This window comes from Oscillibacter acetigenes, from assembly GCF_025567605.1.
GTDB lineage: Bacteria > Bacillota > Clostridia > Oscillospirales > Oscillospiraceae > Oscillibacter > Oscillibacter welbionis.
Genome location: NZ_JAOQKG010000001.1, coordinates 475,712 through 496,279 on the forward strand (window position 1 = coordinate 475,712; position 20,568 = coordinate 496,279).

The 20,568-nt window shown below is 54.0% G+C and carries 19 protein-coding genes, 1 tRNA gene and 2 pseudogenes; 18 read left to right on the top strand and 4 right to left on the bottom strand.

Going from position 1 to position 20,568, the window contains the following annotated elements; all coding sequences use genetic code 11:
- Window positions 1–211 precede the first annotated feature (211 nt).
- The 4 genes from OCV80_RS02510 to OCV80_RS02525 all read left to right on the top strand — a co-directional run bounded on the left by OCV80_RS02510 (window position 212) and on the right by OCV80_RS02525 (window position 4,289).
- Window positions 212–664 (top strand): CtsR family transcriptional regulator, encoded by a 453-nt coding sequence (locus OCV80_RS02510; protein ID WP_025544308.1) that lies wholly within the window; start codon window positions 212–214, stop codon window positions 662–664.
- Between the two features lie 73 nt (window positions 665–737).
- Window positions 738–1,247 (top strand): UvrB/UvrC motif-containing protein, encoded by a 510-nt coding sequence (locus tag OCV80_RS02515; protein ID WP_021749162.1) that lies wholly within the window; start codon window positions 738–740, stop codon window positions 1,245–1,247.
- 35 nt (window positions 1,248–1,282) lie between these two features.
- Complete coding sequence (locus tag OCV80_RS02520; protein WP_119311551.1) at window positions 1,283–3,745, top strand: ATP-dependent Clp protease ATP-binding subunit; 2,463 nt, start codon at window positions 1,283–1,285, stop codon at window positions 3,743–3,745.
- Window positions 3,746–4,213: 468 nt separating this feature from the next.
- Window positions 4,214–4,289 (top strand) — tRNA-Pro (locus OCV80_RS02525).
- Between the two features lie 147 nt (window positions 4,290–4,436).
- Here the strand turns inward: OCV80_RS02525 and OCV80_RS02530 are convergent.
- From OCV80_RS02530 to OCV80_RS02545, 4 genes and pseudogenes are all read right to left on the bottom strand, one after another.
- Window positions 4,437–5,924 (bottom strand): class I SAM-dependent DNA methyltransferase, encoded by a 1,488-nt coding sequence (locus OCV80_RS02530; protein ID WP_267288165.1) that lies wholly within the window; start codon window positions 5,922–5,924, stop codon window positions 4,437–4,439.
- On the bottom strand, window positions 5,925–7,247 hold the full coding sequence (locus tag OCV80_RS02535) for a restriction endonuclease subunit S (RefSeq protein WP_267288166.1): 1,323 nt from the start codon (window positions 7,245–7,247) through the stop codon (window positions 5,925–5,927). It abuts the gene before it with no gap.
- Window positions 7,248–9,989 (bottom strand): type I restriction endonuclease subunit R, encoded by a 2,742-nt coding sequence (locus OCV80_RS02540; protein WP_267288167.1) that lies wholly within the window; start codon window positions 9,987–9,989, stop codon window positions 7,248–7,250. It abuts the gene before it with no gap.
- Between the two features lie 245 nt (window positions 9,990–10,234).
- Window positions 10,235–10,834: pseudogene (locus tag OCV80_RS02545) on the bottom strand (tyrosine-type recombinase/integrase); the annotation flags it as partial.
- A gap of 261 nt (window positions 10,835–11,095) precedes the next feature.
- On the opposite strand from OCV80_RS02545, the gene OCV80_RS02550 reads away from it, so the two are divergent.
- The 14 genes and pseudogenes from OCV80_RS02550 to OCV80_RS02615 all read left to right on the top strand — a co-directional run bounded on the left by OCV80_RS02550 (window position 11,096) and on the right by OCV80_RS02615 (window position 20,454).
- On the top strand, window positions 11,096–12,010 hold the full coding sequence (locus OCV80_RS02550; RefSeq protein WP_267288169.1) for a ParB/RepB/Spo0J family partition protein: 915 nt from the start codon (window positions 11,096–11,098) through the stop codon (window positions 12,008–12,010).
- A gap of 51 nt (window positions 12,011–12,061) precedes the next feature.
- Window positions 12,062–12,676 (top strand): hypothetical protein, encoded by a 615-nt coding sequence (locus tag OCV80_RS02555; RefSeq protein ID WP_267288170.1) that lies wholly within the window; start codon window positions 12,062–12,064, stop codon window positions 12,674–12,676.
- Window positions 12,666–12,929: a DUF5720 family protein gene (locus tag OCV80_RS02560; RefSeq protein WP_007883217.1), complete on the top strand. Its 264-nt coding sequence runs from the start codon at window positions 12,666–12,668 to the stop codon at window positions 12,927–12,929. Before OCV80_RS02555 ends, OCV80_RS02560 begins: the two co-directional genes overlap by 11 nt.
- Before the next feature lie 19 nt (window positions 12,930–12,948).
- The gene (locus tag OCV80_RS02565; RefSeq protein ID WP_147358449.1) at window positions 12,949–13,452 is read left to right on the top strand and encodes a hypothetical protein; all 504 of its coding nucleotides are present in this window, start codon (window positions 12,949–12,951) and stop codon (window positions 13,450–13,452) included.
- 34 nt (window positions 13,453–13,486) lie between these two features.
- Window positions 13,487–14,269 carry a phosphoadenosine phosphosulfate reductase family protein gene (locus OCV80_RS02570; RefSeq protein ID WP_267288171.1) on the top strand — a complete coding sequence of 261 codons (783 nt, stop codon included), beginning with the start codon at window positions 13,487–13,489 and terminating at the stop codon, window positions 14,267–14,269.
- 27 nt (window positions 14,270–14,296) lie between these two features.
- On the top strand, window positions 14,297–15,133 hold the full coding sequence (locus tag OCV80_RS02575) for a DUF6017 domain-containing protein (protein WP_055270785.1): 837 nt from the start codon (window positions 14,297–14,299) through the stop codon (window positions 15,131–15,133).
- Window positions 15,134–15,181: 48 nt separating this feature from the next.
- Window positions 15,182–15,529, top strand: a complete 348-nt coding sequence (locus OCV80_RS02580) for a DUF7768 domain-containing protein (protein WP_267288172.1) — start codon at window positions 15,182–15,184, stop codon at window positions 15,527–15,529.
- 82 nt (window positions 15,530–15,611) lie between these two features.
- Window positions 15,612–16,088: a PcfB family protein gene (locus tag OCV80_RS02585; RefSeq protein ID WP_267288173.1), complete on the top strand. Its 477-nt coding sequence runs from the start codon at window positions 15,612–15,614 to the stop codon at window positions 16,086–16,088.
- Window positions 16,085–16,384 (top strand): annotated as a pseudogene (locus OCV80_RS02590) (VirD4-like conjugal transfer protein, CD1115 family); the annotation flags it as partial. The gene OCV80_RS02585 and the pseudogene OCV80_RS02590, both read left to right, overlap by 4 nt.
- A gap of 32 nt (window positions 16,385–16,416) precedes the next feature.
- Window positions 16,417–18,291 (top strand): recombinase family protein, encoded by a 1,875-nt coding sequence (locus OCV80_RS02595; RefSeq protein WP_267288175.1) that lies wholly within the window; start codon window positions 16,417–16,419, stop codon window positions 18,289–18,291.
- Between the two features lie 79 nt (window positions 18,292–18,370).
- The gene (locus OCV80_RS02600) at window positions 18,371–18,562 is read left to right on the top strand and encodes a transposon-encoded TnpW family protein (protein WP_006060444.1); all 192 of its coding nucleotides are present in this window, start codon (window positions 18,371–18,373) and stop codon (window positions 18,560–18,562) included.
- A gap of 133 nt (window positions 18,563–18,695) precedes the next feature.
- Window positions 18,696–18,992, top strand: a complete 297-nt coding sequence (locus OCV80_RS02605) for a hypothetical protein (protein WP_008982217.1) — start codon at window positions 18,696–18,698, stop codon at window positions 18,990–18,992.
- A 79-nt stretch (window positions 18,993–19,071) separates the two neighbouring features.
- Window positions 19,072–20,010 (top strand): serine hydrolase, encoded by a 939-nt coding sequence (locus tag OCV80_RS02610; RefSeq protein WP_040219241.1) that lies wholly within the window; start codon window positions 19,072–19,074, stop codon window positions 20,008–20,010.
- Between the two features lie 150 nt (window positions 20,011–20,160).
- On the top strand, window positions 20,161–20,454 hold the full coding sequence (locus tag OCV80_RS02615; RefSeq protein WP_118604683.1) for a DUF3847 domain-containing protein: 294 nt from the start codon (window positions 20,161–20,163) through the stop codon (window positions 20,452–20,454).
- Window positions 20,455–20,568: the final 114 nt, after the last annotated feature.

Below are 20,568 nucleotides of genomic sequence, written 5' to 3' on the forward strand. Positions count from 1 at the left end.
TGGTTAAATTTTCGAAAAAATACGGGAAAGCGTCCAAAAATGACGTTTGTCAAGACTAACTGTTCATAAATTGTTTTCAAATAGGTCAAAGAAAGTCAAAATTCAGCTCTTGACATTTTGCTCGGGCGTGTTATACTAAACACAGAACAAAAGGTTAAAGAAAGTCAAAGTCAAAGAGACAAGGCGTTCTTTGGAAAGGGAGGAATCATCCGTGGGGATTTCCGATTTGATTGCCAGCTTCCTGCAGGAGAGTTTGGAGGAGACGGACGGTGGTGTGCTGGAGGTCCAGCGCAATGACCTGGCCCAGCGCTTCAATTGCGTACCCAGCCAGATCAACTACGTGATGTCCACCCGCTTTTCCCCGGAGCGGGGTTATATCGTGGAGAGCCGCCGGGGCGGCAATGGCTACATCCGGATCACCCGGGTCCGGGTGGACCGCCAGACGCTGCTGATGCAGGTCATCAACACCCTGGGCAGCCAGGTGGACCTGGCCTCCGCTCGGGCCATCCTGAACAATCTGGTCCAGGCCGGCGCCCTGGAGGAGAACGCAGGTCGGAGCATTCTGGCCGCCGTCGGCGACAAGGCCCTGGCCGCGGTCCCGCGGGAGAGCCGGGACACCGTCCGGGCGGACATCATGAAGCAGGTGCTGATCCTGCAGGTGTAGCCGGGACCCGGGCAGCGGGGAAAAATGTTTCAATAAGCACGCACAGTTTCCAGATGATAGGAGGAATTGATTTATGAAATGCGAAAATTGTGGTAAGAATGAAGTTACCTTTGTGTATCGGAGCAACGTGAACGGCCATGTGGAAGAGAAGCACCTGTGCAGCGACTGCGCGGAAAAGCTGGGCTATACCCAGCGGCTGGGTGCCCAGAGCCAGCGGATGATGCAAAGCTTCTTCGGGAACAGCCTCTTTGGAAACGATTTCTTCGACGATTTCTTCTCTCCCATGCCCAGCCTGCTGGGGCGGAGAATGAAGATGCTGGAGGACCCCTTTGACGACTTCTTCGCCGAGATGCCGGCCCTGAGCGCCTCTCCTGTCCAGCAGCAGGAGGCAAAGCAGGAAAAGAAGGACGACCTGGTAGGCCAGGAGGACCAGAGCCGCTTTGCCTATCTGCGCCAGATGAACGCGCTGAAGCTGGAGATGAAGAAGGCTGTGCACCAGGAGAACTTTGAGCGGGCGGCGGAGCTGCGGGACCAGATCAGGTCTCTGGAGGCCGCTCACAAGGAGCAGAAGGAAAACAAGTAAACGGGACTTTCCCATGGAAAGGAAGGTAAGACACTATGAATGAGAACAAATTTTCGCCCAGGGCGGAGGAGGCCCTGCGGCTTTCCCAGGAGGCAGCCGGTGAGCTGGGCCACGGCTACGTGGGCACGGAGCACCTGCTGCTGGGCCTGATCCGGGAAGAGGAGGGCGTGGCCCACACCGTTCTGACGGAGGCGGGCCTCACCGATGACATGATCGTGGAGATCATCAAGAAGAGCGTGGGTGCCGGTCTGCCCGGCAGCAATCCCGCCCAGGGCCTCACCCCCCGCGCCAAGCGGGTGGTGGAGCTGGCCATGGAGGACTCCATGCGGGGCGGCTACAACTACGTGGGCACGGAGCACCTGCTGGCGGGCATCCTGCGGGAAGGCAACAATATGGCCGTCCGCATCCTGCGCACCGCTGGCGTGGATGCCCGTCACCTGTACACAGCCCTGATGCAGAAGCTGGGTGAGATGCCCCGGAGTCAGGCCGCCGATCCCGGCCGCTCCGGCACCAGCCCCGCAAAGGAGGATAACGGCAAGAACAAGACCCTGAAGGAGTTCACCCGGGACCTGACCGCCGACGCTCGGGCCGGCAAGCTGGACCCGGTCATCGGCCGGGACGGGGAGATCCAGCGGGTGATCCAGATTCTCTCCCGCCGCACCAAGAACAACCCCTGCCTGATCGGTGAGCCCGGTGTGGGCAAAACCGCCATCGCTGAGGGTCTGGCCCGGAAGATCGTTATGGGCGACGTACCCGACGAGATGCTGGACAAGCGCCTTTTGTCCCTGGACCTCAGCGGCATGGTGGCGGGCACCAAGTACCGGGGCGAGTTTGAGGAGCGGATTAAGAAGCTGCTGGAGGAGGTCAGGAAGTCCGGCAATGTGATCCTCTTCATCGACGAGCTCCATACCATCGTGGGCGCCGGCAGCGCCGAGGGCGCCGTGGACGCCGCCAACATCATCAAGCCGGCTCTAGGCCGGGGCGAGATCCAGGTGATCGGCGCCACCACCCTGAACGAGTACCGGAAGTATATCGAGAAGGACGCCGCCCTGGAGCGACGGTTCCAGCCGGTGCAGGTGGGTGAGCCCAGCCAGGAGGCGTCTCTGGAGATCCTGAAGGGCCTGCGGGAGAAGTACGAGAAGCACCACAGCCTCCAGATCACCGACGAGGCCCTGGAGGCCGCCGTGAAGCTCTCCGCCCGGTATATCAACGACCGGTTCCTGCCGGACAAGGCCATCGACCTGATGGACGAGGCTGCCAGCCGGGTGCGGATGGAGACGGAGGAGATCTCCCCGGAGCTGAAGAGCCTGGAGGAGAAGATCGCCGCCCTGGCCAAGGACAAGGAGGCTGCTATCGAGAAGCAGGACTATGAGACCGCCGCCAAGCTGCGGGACATTGAGAAGGACTACCAGGAGCAGGTGGAGATGGAGCGGGAGAAGCGCCGCAAGAACAACACCCAGCACCGCCCGGTGAACGCTGACGACATTGCCGCCGTGGTGGCCGGCTGGACCGGTATCCCCGTCACCCGTCTGACGGAGGATGAGGGCACCCGCCTGCTGCACATGGAGGACACCCTCCACGAGCGGGTAGTGGGTCAGGACGAAGCCGTAAAGGCCGTGGCCCGGGCCATCCGTCGGGGCCGTGTGGGTCTGAAGGATCCGAAGCGCCCCATCGGCTCCTTCCTGTTCCTGGGCCCCACCGGCGTGGGAAAGACGGAGCTGTGCAAGTCCCTGGCAGAGGCCATGTTCGGCGATGAGAACGCCATGATCCGGATCGATATGTCTGAGTATATGGAGCGGCACACAGTGTCCCGTCTGATTGGCTCCCCGCCGGGCTATGTGGGCCACGAGGAGGGCGGTCAGCTGACGGAGAAGGTGCGGCGCAAGCCCTACTCCGTGGTACTGTTTGACGAGATCGAAAAGGCCCACGAGGATGTGTGGAACATCCTGCTGCAGCTTCTGGATGACGGCCGGATCACCGACTCTCAGGGCAGGACGGTGGACTTCAAGAACACCGTCATCGTCATGACCAGCAACATCGGTGCCCGCAGCCTCACTGCCATGGGCAGCAAGCTGGGCTTTTCCGCCGAGGAGCGGGACTCCGATCCTGACGCTGAAAAGAAGTTCGAGACCGCCCGGGAGCAGGTGATGGCGGAGCTGCGTCAGACCTTCCGCCCGGAGTTCCTAAACCGGATCGACGATATCATCGTATTCCGCCCCCTGACGGAGGAGGACATCCGGGAAGTGGCCCGGCGGATGCTGAAGACCGTCTCCGCCCGGATGGAGACCATGGGCATCCACCTGGATGCCAGCGACGAGGCTGTGGCAGAGCTGGCTAAGGAGGGCTTTGATCCCAAGTACGGGGCCCGTCCCCTGCGCCGGGCCATCCAGAGCAAGGTGGAAGACGCCGTGGCCGAGAAGATGCTGGACGGCACCCTCAAGGCCGGTGACACCGCCAAGCTTACCGTGGAGAACAATCGACTCTGCGTTTCCAAGTGAAGAGACCTGGTCAAGCCGTCCGGAGGCCCCATAGCCTCCGGACGGCCTTTCCGACATACCGGCCGGAAGCGAATAGACTTGACTTTGGCGGAGAAACAGGTAAAATAGAGAGGTATAAAATGAACCCATCGTGCTGTCCCCGATCCAGTAAAAGATGGTGCCAGAGTGCCAACGCGGCGGATCGCAGAGTATATTGCCGCACGTATGTGGGGAAGAACGCCCCCGGGCGGGAGAAATATCTATGACCAAATGTAGCGTAGTTGGCAGCACGCGTGATTTGGGAGGATAGAGAGCCTATCCATTCCCCAAAAAGTGAAAGCCTGGAAGTCCTTGGGACAGTAGCCTGCGGCGGAAATCCCCCGCCTGAAGATCCCCCCGCAAAACCGGGCTTGACCACAGCACTGCCCACAGACACGAAAAACTTGCTTTTTCCTTCTCCGCATGGTATCATGCAGAAAAATCGAATATCCGGGTATAGCGCAGTTGGTAGCGCGCCAGCTTTGGGAGCTGGATGTCGTGCGTTCGAGTCGCACTACTCGGACCAAAGGCCCTCTGGAATAAATTCCAGAGGGCCTTAATTTTGTTTACAGTCCATCAAAAATTGAGGAACTCGGCTGACTATATCTCTCAATTTTGAAATATAAAAATGGGACTATGAGTTTGCATCAGGTTGAAAAAGCCAAAAAAGCAACTATTTTTTCAGTTCTGCCAACAACTCACTGAATCCGTCCATGGCTGATTGCAGGTTCTCCATGATATCTTGGGCCAGTTCCTCCGGGGCGGGTAGGTTGTCCAAGTCGGCCAAGGACTTGTCCTTGATCCAGAAGATATCCAAACTGGTCTTGTCCCGGGCAAGGATCTCCTCCACCGTGAAGCGGCGCCAGCGGCCCTCCGGGTTCTCCTCGTTCCAAGTCTCATGGCGTTCATACCGGTTTTCGGGGTTGTAACACTGAATGAAGTCCTGCAAATCCCTAAAGGTCATGGGATGCTGCTTGAGGGTGAAGTGCATATTGGTCCGTAGATCGTAGACCCAGACCTCTTTGGTCTGCCACTCCGGGCTGGCCGGGCGCTTGTCAAAAAAGATCACGTTGGCCTTGACGCCGGGCTTATAGAAGATGCCCGTGGGCAGACGGAGAATGGTATGGAAGTCACAGGTCTCCAGTAGCTTCTTGCGGATGGTCTCGCCGGCTCCACCCTCAAAGAGCACATTGTCCGGCACCACCACTGCCGCCTTACCGGTGGCTTTCAGCAGAGTATTGATGTGCTGGAGGAAGTTGAGCTGCTTGTTGGAGCTGGTGGTCCAGAAGTCCTGCCGGTTGTAGACCAGATCCTCTTCCTCCTGCTCTCCCTCCTCGTTGGTGAAGGTAAGGGCGGACTTTTTGCCAAATGGCGGGTTGGTGAGCACATAGTCGAACCGCTCGCCGGGATCTGTGAGCAGGGCGTCCCCAAGGGTAATGGGCACCTGACCATAGAGGTCGCCGATATTGTGGAGGTATAGATTCATCAGGCTCATCTTGAAGGTGGTGGGCACGATCTCCCAGCCCCGGAAGGCCTCTTTCTTCAAGAACTCCTTTTTCTCCCGGTCCAGGTTGTAGTGCTTCGGGTCAGCCAGATAGCTCTGGGCTGCCAGCAAAAAGCCGCCGCTGCCGCAGCAGGGATCAGCCACGGTCTTCATGGGCTCTGGGCGGATACACTCCACCATGGCCTGGATCAGCGGGCGGGGAGTAAAATACTGGCCCGCGCCGCTTTTCACGTCCTCGGCGTTCTTTTGCAGCAGGCCCTCATAGATCTCGCCCTTCACGTCGGTGGACATGGACACCCATTTTTCTTTGTCGATCATCTGGACAATGCGGTACAGGATGGCGGCGTTGTTGATCTTGTTGGTAGCGCCCCTGAAGATCTTGCCCAGGGTACCGCCCTGTTCACCCAGAGTCTCCAGGATGGATTTATACTTCCCCTCCAGCTCTGCACCCTTCAGATCACTCATATCCGCCCAGCCGCAGCCCTCCGGGATGCCAGTCTGGCGCTTGTAAGGGGGCTTTGCGTACTCGTCGGACATTTTCAAAAAGATCAGGTAGGTGAGTTGCTCCAGATAGTCGCCGTAGGACACGCCGTCATCCCGCAGCGGCCCGCACATCCCCCAGACCTTGGAGATGATGGTTGTGGTTTGTTCAGACATTTAGATTCTCCCCTCAAAGGCCTGTTTCAAGATGCTCTGCCGCAGGGCCTCTGCCTGCTGTAAGGAGGTACCAATGGTTTGCTCAATGCTGTCACAGATAGATAACCGAGACTCTATGCTCTCAACAATTACTCTCTGCTCCTCGAACGATGTAAATGGAAAACGCAATGCGCGAACTCGCTCTTTATTCAATGCCTTTTGATTATTTCCAGAGCCAACTCGCCTGGTATTTTCGTAGTTTAGGAGGAGAAAATAATAGATATATTTAGGCTCACAAGGGGTTTTAGATACCAATATGGCTGCTGTATTTTGGTTATGTGCTGCAACGATATTCAAAATAGCTGCCTGGCCCCTCGTTTTTCCTTCTCCTATCATAGCCAGCATAACGGTTCCAGCAGGGTGCAAATTTGTAGATGAGTTAGTCAATCCGGATTCAGTAATTCTTTCTTTCGTCTCGGTAATTGTATTGAAATGTACTTCACCACTACTTACCCAATTGATGTCACCGTTCCAATATTCAGGGATTGAACGTTTAGGAGTTGCTCCAACCTCTACATCAAAAACATCACCAATACGCACTTTTAACCATGTGGCCGGCAAGTCGAGTGCTATCTCATTTTCATCGCCAGATGTATCTTTAAAAGATTGATTTTGCTTACAGATACTCAAAAAATCATCTTGTGGGGACATATTGTGGCTCCCTCTCCATTGCTCGGAGAGCTTGCCCTCAAACGCCTCTTTCAGCACCGCCTGACGGTAGACCTTCAGCTTTTCCTTTGCGGTTTGCAGTTCCGCCACGCTGGCGTCCAGCTTGGAAAATAGCTCCTCAATTTTGGAGACAATGCACTCCTGTTCCGGGATTGGAGGAACGACAACATCTAATGATTTTAGTACAGATTGGCTTATATTTTTTTGTGTGCCACCCTTGCCCATGGAAATCAATTTTGGCTTGATCATGGACATGTAATAAAACATATATTTTGTTGTTACACCATGCAATTCCTTTGCAAATGCAATGGCTTGATTCGTACAACATTCTATCCCGGTAATGCCTAATTTCCCAATACTCCCATACATAGCAACTAATAATGTTCCAACCGGAATCATTTTGGCACTGCTATTCTTCAGCCCTAATTCTGTAATTTTACTTAATGATGAATTGACAATGCCATCGTTTAAGTCACCGATAATCAGCCAAGGAATAGTTCCGTTTTCATAGTAAGACTTTTCCGTCGCTTTTGGTGTTCCTCCGGAACCCCAGGTTACAACTTCTGTCATTTTCTTAATTTCCCAGTGCGACGGCAATGCAGTTTTCTTATCCATTTACGCCACCAATTTCCGATTCATTTCCATTAAAATAGCCTCATATTCCTCCCCGAACACCTCATAGAACCGCCCAAGGCCGCCCTTGCGGTCAAAGGGGCTCAGGTCCAGGTCATCCGGTTGGATGCTCAGAGAGGTGGCGATGTGATCCTTCACCAGCTGGAGCCACTCCATCTGTTCCGGGGTGAAATGTACCGCACCGGCGTTGCGGCGGAAGGTCCACTGCTGGAAGTTGTAGTTTACCTTATCGGCGAAGGGTTGTAAACCCTCCGCCTCTCCCATCTCAAACCGGATGATGGACACCAGGTCGGCCAGCTGGCGCAGCGTCCCCGTTCCCTTTACCTTTTCCGGCTTCTTGATGGCATAGCAGTCCCACAGCCGCTCGATGGTCACGCCCTTGCTGCGCAGCTTCTCATAGAGGGCTTTCAGCTTCTCAATGGCCATGGGCCGGTCCTGATAGGTCTGGCTATACAGAATACGCAAGGCAATGATCTCGTCCTTGTTCTCCTCGATAAACTCATGGAAGGTCCGGATCACCCGGTCGGCGTTTTCCTCCTTCTGGGCATCAAACCCAGCAAAGAGCAGCGTGTCCGGATTGGTATTGTCGATGATTTGCTCATGGCTGCGGCGGACATTCTCGATAAAGTCCCGTACCTCCGGACGGCAGAAGGGCGCGGCCGCTTGGGCCGCCGCCTCCCGCTGCACCGACTTCAGCTGCTCCTCCGTAGGCTCCTGGGTATGGAACTGCTCCCGGGCTCGGGCGGTGAGGATATCCTCGTCAAAGGCATCAAGCAAATCTTCCGCCAGCTGACTGGCCGGAACGCCTACCACCTGGGCAAATTCCTTCCGCTCGCCGGAGCTCATCTGGCTGTTGAGGCGAATCACCCGGTTGGCAAGGGAAGTCAGGGTGTCCTCGTCCCGAGCGCCCAGGGCTACCGTCATCATCAGCTCTTTCAAAGAGACCGAGGGCTTGCGCTCCAAGGTACGGGTCTCGGACTTCTTGGACTTGGTAACGCCCACCGCATCCACAATGATAAAGTGGTCCTTGTTCTCGGTGGCCGAGGGGGTCACCTTTTGCAGGTTGTCCTTGCTGAGGGTACGGGTACCCCGGCCCTTCATCTGCTCAAAATAGTTCTTGCTGCGTACATCCCGCATGAAAATCAGGCACTCGATGGGTTTGACATCGGTGCCGGTGGCAATCATGTCCACTGTGACCGCAATACGGGGATTGTAGCCATTGCGGAACTCACTGAGCACACCCTCCGGATTCTCGGCGGAGTAGGTAATCTTTTTACAGAACTCGTTTCCCTCGCCGAATTCCTCCCGGACAATCTGGATGATGTCGTCGGCGTGGCTGTCTGTTTTGGCAAAAATCAGAGTCTTAGGGACTTCCTTACGCCGTGGGAACAGCGTGGTAAACAAGTTGTCCCGGAATGTGCGGATCACCATACGGATCTGGCTGGGATTGACAATGTCCCGGTCCAACTGAGTGGGCTGGTAATCCACATCCTCATCTAACTGCTTCCATCGCTTTTCACGCGAAAGCCGGTTGCGGCACTCGATGACCTGTTTCATGATGTGGGCGCCGCTTTTGGTCACCTGGGTCTCAATGAGAAAGATATCCTCACCCACATTGACACCGTCGATGATGGCCTGCTCCCGGGAATATTCGCTGACCACATTCTCGTTAAAAAATGCAAAGGTACGCTTGTCCGGCGTGGCAGTGAGGCCGATGAGGAAGGCGTCAAAGTAATCCAGCACCTGCTGCCAGACATTGTAGATGGAGCGGTGACACTCGTCGATGATGATGCAGTCAAAAAACTCCGGCGGGTACTTCTCGTTGTAGACCACTTCTTTGGCTGCCTGGCGGTCTGCCGAGGTCAGCTCATTGAAGGAAGTCTCCTCCGCCGATTCATCCAGTTCCTCCCCCTTCAGAATGGAGTACATCCGCTGGATGGTGCTGATACACACCTGTACATCCTGGGGGATGTAAGAGCTTTTCAGCCGCCGCACCCCATAGATTTCAGGAAAAGAACGGTTGTCGTCGTTGGGGCGGTAGGCCAGGAATTCCCGTTCTGCCTGTTCACCCAGGCCCTTGGTGTCCACCAGGAAAAGGACTCGGTTGATCTTGGCATATTTCAGCAGACGATATACCGCCGTAATGGCTGTAAAGGTCTTGCCTGCGCCGGTGGCCATCTGAATCAACGCTCTGGGACGATTTTGGGCAAAGGACTGCTCCAGACTTTCGATAGCTGTGATCTGGCAACTGCGGAAGCCCATGGTGTCGAAGTGCGGGAAGTGCTTCATGTTGTTGCGGATGGTATCCTCAGACTTTAGCAGGGCACGAAGGCTTTCGGGACGGTGAAAACTGAAGATGCGGCGGGAACGATATTTCTGGTCGTTATAATCGGTGAAACGAGTCAGCTTTCCAGTGGCCTCATAGGCAAACCGAATGCGGTATCCCGCTTTGACCCATTTAAAAGTGCTTCCGGCATATCGGCTTGACTGCCCTTCCACAGTGGTGATGTTCTCACCCTTTTCGTCCGCCTTGGCCTCCACGACGCCAACCGGGATGCCATCCACAAAAAGGGCATAGTCCACCGGCCCAGTGCTGGTGGGAAATTCCCGCACTGCAACACCTGGGCCTGCCATTGGATTGAGTTGGCGCATATCCTGCAAGATCCACCCGGCTTGAATCAGCCGCTGATCGATTGCCTCACGAGCTTTTTGTTCTGGTGTCATGGAGTCCACCTCCACTAAATTTGTAGTTTTTAGTCATTATACCATAGTTTTTAAAGGCAGACTACCGCTTTTAACAGATTTGGTTCCCCTTTATAAATGTCCTGAATGATATCAATCAAATCTCGTATAGACACCTCATGATAAACTGCTCACATGGAACAAAGAGTCTCCGGAGCCAGACCAAGAGACTCTTTGCCTTATCTTCCGGGGTACAACTCTTGATCTTACTTCAGGCTCACCTCATTTCAAATCTCATTATAGTATTTTCGCACCGTGCTTCTGTCTGTCCCAACTGCCTTAGCAATGGCGCTCTTGCTGGTAACTTCCGGATGCTCCCGCATATAGGCGGCGATGGCTTTCTTCTTCTCGCTGATCCCGTCTGGGATAGCCTCCAGGTTTCCGCTCTCCTTGATGGCTTTGATTTCCGCCTTCATCTGCTCGATCAGCCCAGGCAAGAGTGCCTCACATTCCTCCCGCGTTTTAGCATACACATTGCGGGAGTGCTTCTTGCCATCCGGCCAGACCGGAGAGTAGCGCCCCTCCCAGCAGTGTTCACTGATCTGGGTGATACAGCCGGTGCCGGCCTTTCGGATCTTGCCGTTGTAGGGAATGAAGGGGATGAATGACTGCGGGTCTGTCTCCGGTGCTCGCTCTGAGGCCACCTCTTTCTCTTTGGGATCGACCTTTGCGATCCTCTGGTCGATCTTTGCCGCCGCCTCAGACCGCATGGGATTGGTGATGTGGGTGTAGATGTCCAGTGTAGTGGCCGCCGACACATGGCCCAGCATCGAGGAGAGGGTCTTCACATCCATCCCGCTACCCAGTGCCATGGTTGCAAAGGTATGCCCTTACGGTATAATTACGACAAACCGGAAAAGCCCCGTATATCAAGGATTTTCGGTTATCTGGCAAGGTTTTTCATCCTTTTCCAAACCGAAAAATCGAGCCGCGAAGTAGTTATATTGTAGGGGGTGTTATAGTAACGACAAAAATAAAATACCGTTTGGGCGGGCTGTCAGCCCGTCCAAGAAATCAGGACATTTCCTCTGAAAAGAAGAAATGTCCTTTTTTTGTACCCAAAATCAGATGCCGACAGGAGGAACACAATGCCTGAAAAAGCAGCGCAGAAAGAACCGGGCAAAAAGCCCGTGCCATCCAAAAAGCCGAAACCGCAGCAGGAAGTAGTCGTCCAAATCCCACTCTCCGAACTGCACCCGTTCCCGGATCACCCCTTTCAGGTGCGGGAGGATGCGTCCATGCAGGAAACCGCCGAAAGTGTTAAGGAATACGGCGTCCTCGTCCCCGCGCTGGCGCGGCCACGGGAGGACGGCGGTTATGAGCTGATCGCAGGCCACCGACGCAAACACGCCTGCGAGCTGGCAGGACTGGCCACCATGCCCGTCATTGTCCGCGACATTGACCGGGACACTGCCACCATCATCATGGTGGACAGCAACCTCCAGCGCGAGAATATTCTTCCATCCGAACGCGCCAAAGCCTACAAGATGAAGATGGAGGCCATCAAGCGGCAGGGCGCACGGACGGATCTGACTTCGCCGAAAATTTCGGCGAAGTTCCGCAGCGATGATGAAGTTGGTCAGGATGCCGGTGTGAGCGGCGATACCATCCGCAACTACATCGCCCTGACGCAGTTAGTCCCGGAGCTTCAGCAAATGGTGGACGAAAAGAAAATCGCCCTCAGTCCCGCTTATCAGATCGCGGCGCTGACACCCAAGGAGCAGGGGCTGCTTCTGGAAACCATCGACAGCGAACAGGCCACCCCCTCGCTCTCGCAGGCGCAGCGGATGAAAAAGCTCAGTCAGAGCGGCGAGCTGAACGAGGACACCATGCTCTCCATTATGATGGAGCAGAAGAAACCGGAGAAAAACGACATTACCCTTTCCGGTGAAAAGCTCCGCAAATACTTCCCGCGTTCCTATACCCCGTTCCAGATCGAGAACACCATCTTCAAATTACTGGACGCATGGCAGAAAAAGCGCCAGCGCGACCAGAGCCGTTGAGCGGACAAGCAGTTTGTTTGTCCGCTATTTTCATGCCAAAAGGAGGACGCCATGTATATCAACACATTCAAATACACCCCCAAGGATGTAAGCTGCCAGCTTTGCACCGAATATGTGAAAAAGCTGGGCTGTACCGCCCTGCGCTGCCCGTGGCTGGCCGAGCGCATTGAGGCCGGTGTGGTCGGCTACCGCGAGGCAGTCTTAGAGACATTTCCCCATGAACGCCGCCTGTTCCAGCGCCTGAACCTGCTGATCAAGCACTATCACGGAAGCCTTTGGAGCAACGAGCAGCATGAGCGCAGGATGCAGTATCAATGCGCCGTGCAGGGCTACCGCCGCCGCAGGGATACTAACGCCTATTATGCGGCCATGTACCTGCTGACCTCTAACGACGACATTTACCGCCGCACGGCAAATTGCTTCTGCAAGGACTGGATTGAGTTCGGCTATGCGGTTCTGAAAAACACTTCGCCGCACAACTACGCGCTGTTCATGGCTGCGCGTGACCTCTGCGACAAGACGGAGGCTGTCACGATGGCGGACTTGGCGGAACCGGAGGTGATCGACCCGGAGGCGCTGCGCCTGATCGTCAACGCCACTCTGATCGCCCGCTATGGGCTTGCCGCCTTTCAGATCAGAGCGCAAGGTGCCGAATATGAATGCTGATGATTTTGTCGGCGGTCACAGCATCCTTGCGCTGGAGCGCTTTATGGACGAAACCCGCCACATGATTATTTTTGATGTCCTGTCATGGAAATCTCCTGTGGGTGAAAAGGGCGAACGGCTGAGGTTGTTCCTCTCCGACGTGGGATATGCCAAGGCGCAGGCATCCGAGAAACGCGGAGAAATCAAAATCCGCAAACACGCCGCCGTCATTGAGGGGCATATCCTTCCTGACCGGAAAAAGCGGCGTCACTAAAGTGATTGGAGGAATTACTATGAGCAGAGTAACTGAGCTGGAAAAAGCGCTGACCACGCTGTTCCGCAAGGGTACGGAGGTCGGCTACACGGAAACGGAGATCGACGAGTTTCTGGAAAACATTGACTATCACGCCCTGCTGCAAGCCGTTTGGAACAAGGCCGAAACGGTCTATGCCTACCGCGCAGACGGCAAAAATGCGCTGAGCTTGGACTATCGCAGCTCGGAGCTGTTCAAGCAGCGAGCGACGCTTCTCTATGAGGACGTAGGCGACAGCTATATCGGCGCGGTGTTTGCTGCCCGGTCGATGGAGCTGTGGCTGTTAGAGGATATGGGCTTTGCCGTCGTTGCCAAATTCAGCGTGAACGCTGGAGAAGGCGAATACGTCACCGAGTATCGCGTCTACAAGGGCAGCGATTGGGCAGACAGCGAGATTTCTCTGGATTTGGAGGACTTGGTGGCCGAGCTTGCCGCCCTGTGCGATCCCTACTACGAACACGAGCAGCCCATCTATGAGCTGTGATGTGGGAAAGGAGTGAAAACGGAGCGGCTTCCCCATGCGGGAAACCATTCAGAACGCAAACGGCAAGCAGTTTCACGCCGTCAGCCTGTCCGGTGGCAAGGACAGTACCGCCATGCTGCTTTTGATGATCGAACGGGATATGCCCATCAATATGGTGCTGTCAGCGGACACCGGCATGGAGTTCCCGGAAATGTATGAACACCTTGCCAAACTGGACGAGCATCTTTTCCGGGAGCGCGGCATCCATATCACTACGCTGCGGCATCCCAAGGGCTTTGAATACCTGATGTTCGACGAACCCAAGCAGAAGCCCCGCAGTCTGGAAAACCGTGCAAAGCTGGGCATCCCGCCCTACGGCAACGGCTGGCCGGGAATCCGCGTCCGCTGGTGTACCGGGCAGCTCAAAACGCACCTCATCACCAAGGAGGTCAACCGGCTCAAAGGCGAGCTGGGCGCGATCCACTATGTCGGTATCGCCGCCGATGAAGCGTGGCGCTGCAAGGATGAGCGGTATCCCCTCGTGGAATGGGGCATCACGGAGGCGCAGGCGCTCCAAGCCTGTTACGACCGTGGCTTTGACTTCGGCGGGCTGTATGAGATTTACCACCGCGCGTCCTGCTGGTGCTGTCCGTTCCAGCGTATCGACGAGCTGCGGAAGCTGCGAAAGCATCACCCGGAGCTGTGGGAAAAGCTGCTGGAGCTGGATCGCCGTGCGCTGGCGCAGTTCGGCACCGGCCCGCTGGGACAGTTCAAGCAGAACTGGAGCGTAAAGCGGCTGGATACGCGGTTTGCCGAGGAGGACGGCCAAACAGGTTGACTGCCCTGCGGAAAGGATTGAAGCAATATGGCTGTATTTCGCGTTGAACGGACGCGGGATTACACGGTGATGTGCAACCATCACCTGAAAGACAGCAATCTTTCCCTGAAAGCCAAGGGGCTGCTCTCCATGATGCTCTCCCTCCCCGACGAGTGGAACTACACCACGCGGGGGCTGGCTGCGATCTGCAAGGAGGGCGTGGACGCCATCGGGAAAACGCTCAAGGAGCTGGAGCTGGCGGGCTACATCATCCGCCGTCAGCTTCGCGGCAAGGACGGGCGCATTTCCGACACGGAGTACACCATCTTCGAGAAGCCCCGAAAGCCCTCTCCACCGGATACGACTTTACCAGATACGGAAAACCCGTATCTGGACAACCCGGATACGGAGGCACCGGATACGGATAATCCCGCGCAATTAAATACTAAGAAATCTAATACTCAAAAATCAAATACTGATCTATCAAGCACTCATTCATTCTTTCTGCCTGCGGCGGACGGAATGACGGACGGATTTGAGAAAAAAGCGGAGATCAGAGAGCAAATCGAATACGACATTCTCTGTCAGCAGTATGACCGGATGCAGCTTGATGAGCTGGTGGAGATTATGCTGGAGGTTGCTATGAACCGCAGCCCCACAGTCAAGATCGGGCGGGATGCGGAGTATCCCACCGGCTTCGTCCAACAGCGCTTTGAAAAGATCACCTCCATGCACATCGAAAAGGTCATGGACGGTATCCGCGAGAACACCACCCGCGTTTGGAATACGAAAGCCTATCTCATGGCGGCGCTGTTCAATTCCGTTTCCACCATCGACAATCACTATGCCATGCTGGTCAATCACGATTTTCACGGCGGCCCCTAAAGGCCGTCATTTTTCATGCCCGATTCCGGGAGAAAGGATTTGATACCGATGAAACGCCCCCTTGCCTACATCACCGCTCCGTGGAGCGAGAATGAGTTTGAGAACACCGAAAACGCCGCCAAGTATTGCAGGGCGGTCTATGACGCGGGCTTTTCGCCCGTCTGCCCCGCGCTGTTTTTGCCGCTATTCCTACGCGATGAGATTCCGCAGGAGCACAAGGACTGCATCGACATGGCGCGGGAGTATCTGCGCCGCGCTCGTGTGCTGGTGGTTTGCGGCGGCACCGTGAATGAAAGCGTGAAAAACGACATCGCCGTGGCCGAGCGCCTGCGGATCACCGCCACCACGCTGGACGGCATCCTGACCGTCAAGGGACAGGGGCGCAGAAATGAATGAGCATCTTCTGCACCGGCTGGTGGTACCGCCTTAGTGTCCCGGCGTTCTCCCTGCAAATCGGAGGAAAGGAGCGTGATAAGTCATGCAGGAAGAAGTTGAACAGAGAATCGTATCCCTGATGATCTCCTGCGGAAAGCTGGGCGAACAGGAATTTCGCAAGGCCGTTGCCAAGCTGCTGGAGCAGCTAAAAAACGGCCATCAGAAGCATCAGTACAGCAAGGCCAATCCCCACGGAAAAATGACCGTCAAGCAGCTCGCCGCCAAGGATAAGGGATTGCAGAGCATTGAAGTCACCGATCAGAATATCGGCTCATTCAATCGGATCGCCCGGAAGTATGGCATTGACTTCGCTCCATTCAAGGTCAAGGGCGAAAAGCGGTACATGGTGTTCTTCAAAGCGCCGGACGCCGACGCCATGACCGCCGCGTTCAAGGAATATACCGCCAAGCAGGTCAGGAAAGCGGAACGCCCCTCGGTGCTGGAAAAGCTGCAACACTTCAAGTCGCTCATTCAGGCGGCTGTGGTGGACAGGACAAAGCGGAAGGAGCTGGAACGATGAAGCAAGTCAACGTCAAAAAGCTCATCCTTCCCAATATTCCGTATGTGTTCATCGCGCTGCTGGCCACCAAGGTCAGCGAGGCGGTGCGGCTGGCTCCCGGTTCGGACGCTTCCGCGAAGCTGCTGAACATTATGACCGGTCTGAACACGGCGTTTCACTCCCTTGTCCCCAGCTTTCATCCCATTGACCTGTGCGTGGGCGTTGCCGCCGCCATCGCTATTCGGCTGGCGGTCTATATCAAGGGCAAAAATGCCAAGAAATTCCGCAAAAATCTGGAGTACGGCAGCGCCCGTTGGAGTGCATAATTTTAAGTGTAAATGACACATACATGGACGCACAGGAGGTTATGCACATGACTGATTATAGCAAAATTACAGCCCTTTACTCCCGCCTTTCCGTGGGCGACGAGGACAGGGACGGCGGCGAGAGCAACAGCATACAGAACCAAAGAATATTTTTGGAGAACTATGCCAGAGGGCAGCACCTAACCAATATCCGGCACTACATCGACGATGACGAAAGCGGCAGATTTTTTGACCGTTCCGCCTACTCCCGCATGATGGACGATGTGGAAAACGGGAAAATCGGTGTCTGCATTATGAAAGACCTCACCCGCTGGGGGCGTGACTATCTCCAAGTCGGCAACGCGATGGAGATATTCAGACGGAACAATGTGCGCTTTATCGCGGTCAACAACGGCATTGACAGCGAGAAGCCCGACACATTGGAGTTTGCGCCCTTTATCAATATCATGTCGGAGTGGTACGCAAAGGACATCAGCAAGAAAGTGAAAACGGGCATTAAGACCAAAGGTATGAGTGGAAAGCCGATTGTCACCGAAGCCCCTTACGGCTATGTCAAAGACCCGGACAACAAGGATTTTTGGATAATCGACGAGGAAGCCGCCGAGGTTGTCCGTTTGATTTTCCATCTGTTTATCGGCGGGAAAAACCGCAACCAAATCGCCGTATATCTGACACAGGAGCAAATCCCAACCCCCACTTTCTACATGAAAGACCGAGGGCGGGGAACCTGTAAAAATAAGACGCTCAACGAGGATAACCGCTGCAAGTGGAACAAAGCCACCTTGACCAATATTCTCACACGGCAGGAGTATTGCGGAGATGTAGTCAACTTCAAGACTACAAAGCATTTCCGGGATAAACATAACCACTATGTAGACCGGAGCCAATGGCACATCACAGAAAATGTGCATGAGCCGATTATCAGCCGCAGCGATTTTGAAACCGTACAGAGGATTTTGGAAAACGCACCCGTCAGACGCCCCAACGGGGACGGGGAAATCCACCCTCTGTCCGGCTTGCTTTTCTGTAAAGACTGCGGCGCAAAAATGCACATTCGCATAGATTGTCGGAATGGCGGCAAGCGCCATGTTGCCTATTGCAGCGAGTACCACAAGGGAAAAGCCAAGAACCCCAAATGCCATTCCCCGCACATCATGGACGCGGACTTGCTCATGCAGACCATCACGGAAGTGCTGAAGAAAATCGAGGACTATTCTATCAGCAACCGGGCGGAGTTTGAAGCCTTAGTGAAAAAGAACCTTGCCATGCAGCAGACCGACCAGACCAAAAAGCAGCAGAAGCGTATTCCGCAAATCACGACGCGCCTTGAACAGATTGACAAGGTGCTGAATAAGCTCTACGAGGACAACGCCCTCGGCGCGATCCCGCAAGACCGCTATGAGCAGATGTCGCAGAAGTATTCAGAAGAATACTACACGCTGAAAGCGGAGCTTGCCACGCTCCAAGAGCAGCTATCCGCTTTTGAGAACGCGGGAGGACGGGCGCAGAAGTTTTTGAAGCTGACGGAACGCCATGCTGCCTTTACCGAGCTTACCCCCGCCATTCTCAACGAGTTTATCAGCCGGATTGAAGTGCATGAGCGCGACCAGAAAAGGGCGAGATACGCAATCCAGCACATCAGCATATATTTCAATTATATCGGCAAGTTTGAGAATGAAGTGACACAGCTTGCAGAACCGACCGAGCAGGAAATCCGGCAAATGCGGGAGGAAATCGAAGAAGCCAAAAAGGAAAAGAGCCGCGCATACCACCGGCAGTATTCAAGGGAGTACCGGGCGCGAAACCTTGAAAAGCAGCGGGAGTATGACCGTATCAAGGCGCGGGAATACCGGGCGAAGAAAAAGGCGCAGGCAGCCGCCGCACAGCCCACACAGTAAAACAGAATAACCGTCAACCAAGAGGGATTTTCCGAACTACGGGAAATCCCTCTTTTGCACCCGGAGAAAGGAGCCGCCTATGGCAGAACAGACCCCCGACAGTATCATCACGACCCAGAGGAACGGGCAGACCATTGTTGCGGAGTTATTTTTCAATCACAGCAGCACAGAAACATTCCGCGACAAGTTGCTCAAACTGGTGCTTGCCGACAGTTCGCGTTTATCCGCGTCTGACGGTCAAGAGCCGGAAAAAACAGAAATCTTGCGATAACAGCCGCCCCGACGAACCATTCCCTGTCCGGGCGATTTCTATTTGAAAATCCTCATTTTCCCCAAGTCAAGAGCCGGGAAAAACACCCGAAAAATGCCCCTACTGCGTAACAGGGGCGCAGAAAGGAGAGTTTATGAGAACAGGGCTTACGAAGCAGGAAAAGACCACCGATATTTGGTTTGACGAGAAAGACCCGCTAATCCATATCCGCACCCACAACACCGACTTGAAGAAACGGCTTGCCGCCTACGCCAGACAGCACCCCGACCAGTGCCGCCAGACCGACGCAGACCCCGAAACGGGCTGCATGGAGTTTGAAATCCGCAAGGGGCGCTTCTCTTTCCGTCTGACCGCCCCATACAGCGAGGAACGACGGGAAGCAACGCGGCGATATGCCAGAGAAAACAGCACTACAAACTTGTTGAAATAATGTGGATTTGTTCATATTCTTGTGCTATACTTTTCTCAAAGGCACAGAATGGCAGATATAAATTCGTGGGAGAAAAAATATGAAGAAGCATAGAAAATGTAAAAAGATAATAGCTTTTGTAACAGTGTTGTTTATAGCATTTGTTGCAGTAATTGGGCTACACAAAACAGGGATTTATCGTTTTGATTTCTTAAAGGACATCTATAAAAAAATTGATTTTCAACTAAGTACGAACGAGCTTAACATTCCGCAGGACGCTCTTTCATTTTCTGTTTATGATATTGAACAGGAGGAATATTTATTTTACGAGGGCGATAGCCAACTTCCCACAGTAGCAAGTTTGGCAAAACTATTTGCCATTGATTATGCTTTGGGAAAAGTAGATTTGGAAGATATTGTTGAAGTAAATCAAGAGGTATTAGAACTTGTTCCGGCGGGTTCATCTTTAGCAAATCTGTATGCTGGGGAATACACAGTTAAACAAATCATGGAGGCTATGCTTGTTCCTTCCGGAAATGACGCAGCCTATGCGTTGGCATATCATATCGCTAAAAACGAATTAGGCGAAGGTTATACAGCAACGGAATATATAGATTATTTCATGACAGAACTTAGTGAGTATTTAATCGAAGCAGGCTATTCCAAAACAAATTTATATAATGACCCAAGTGGCGCGTCTATGCAAGCTGACTCTCATTTAGATGACATTAACCGCGTAGCGTTGAAGCTCCTTAACTACGATTTTGTTAAAGAATGTATTGGAAAAAGCGAATTTTCAATTCAAACTCCGCAAGGTGAATTTACATGGAAAAATACAAATGAATTTTTAGATGAAAATTCACCGTACTATAATGCAAATGTTAAAGGAATGAAAACAGGAACAATGGCATCTTCCTATAACATTGTTGTTCTGTATGAAAAAGATGGAAAAGCATATTTAATTACCTGTTTAGCGGCACACTCAAATGAGGGGAGATATAAAGCGGTACAGTCTGCTATCAACACGATTATTGAATAATGATGATGAAATATCCCGTTTAAGTAAAGTGTCAAAACAATAAGGGTAAGATAAAACAGCACACAATAAAACTTAATACCCATCCAAAAGGGCAGCCGAGAAATCGACTGTCCTTTTTCTACGCCGACAGGCAGAAAGGAGCGACCAACTATGACAAAACCGAGAGAGAAAACCCGCGAGGAGCTGCAAGCCGAGATTGAGGACGGAAAGAAGAAAATCCGGCAGTTTGAGAACCGGGAAAAGATGTTGCGTCAAAAGCTATCCAAAGAGGAACGCAGAACGCGCAGCCACCGCCTTATTGTCCGGGGCGCGGTCTTTGAAAGCATTGTGCCGGAAGCAAAGAACATGACCGACGAGGAAGCCGCCGCGCTTCTCCGGCTTGCCCTGACGAGTGAACCAGCGCGGGAGTTTTTGAGAAAACGAGCCGAGGAAACGACAAGCTAAATAATCCCTTGGCAACAAGGGCGCACTTATACACCCTTACGGGCGTGTGCGCTCTGCCGAGGGCTTGTCTCCGCACAGGGATTTTACCCCGCGCTCCGATATGGCGGCTTTGCC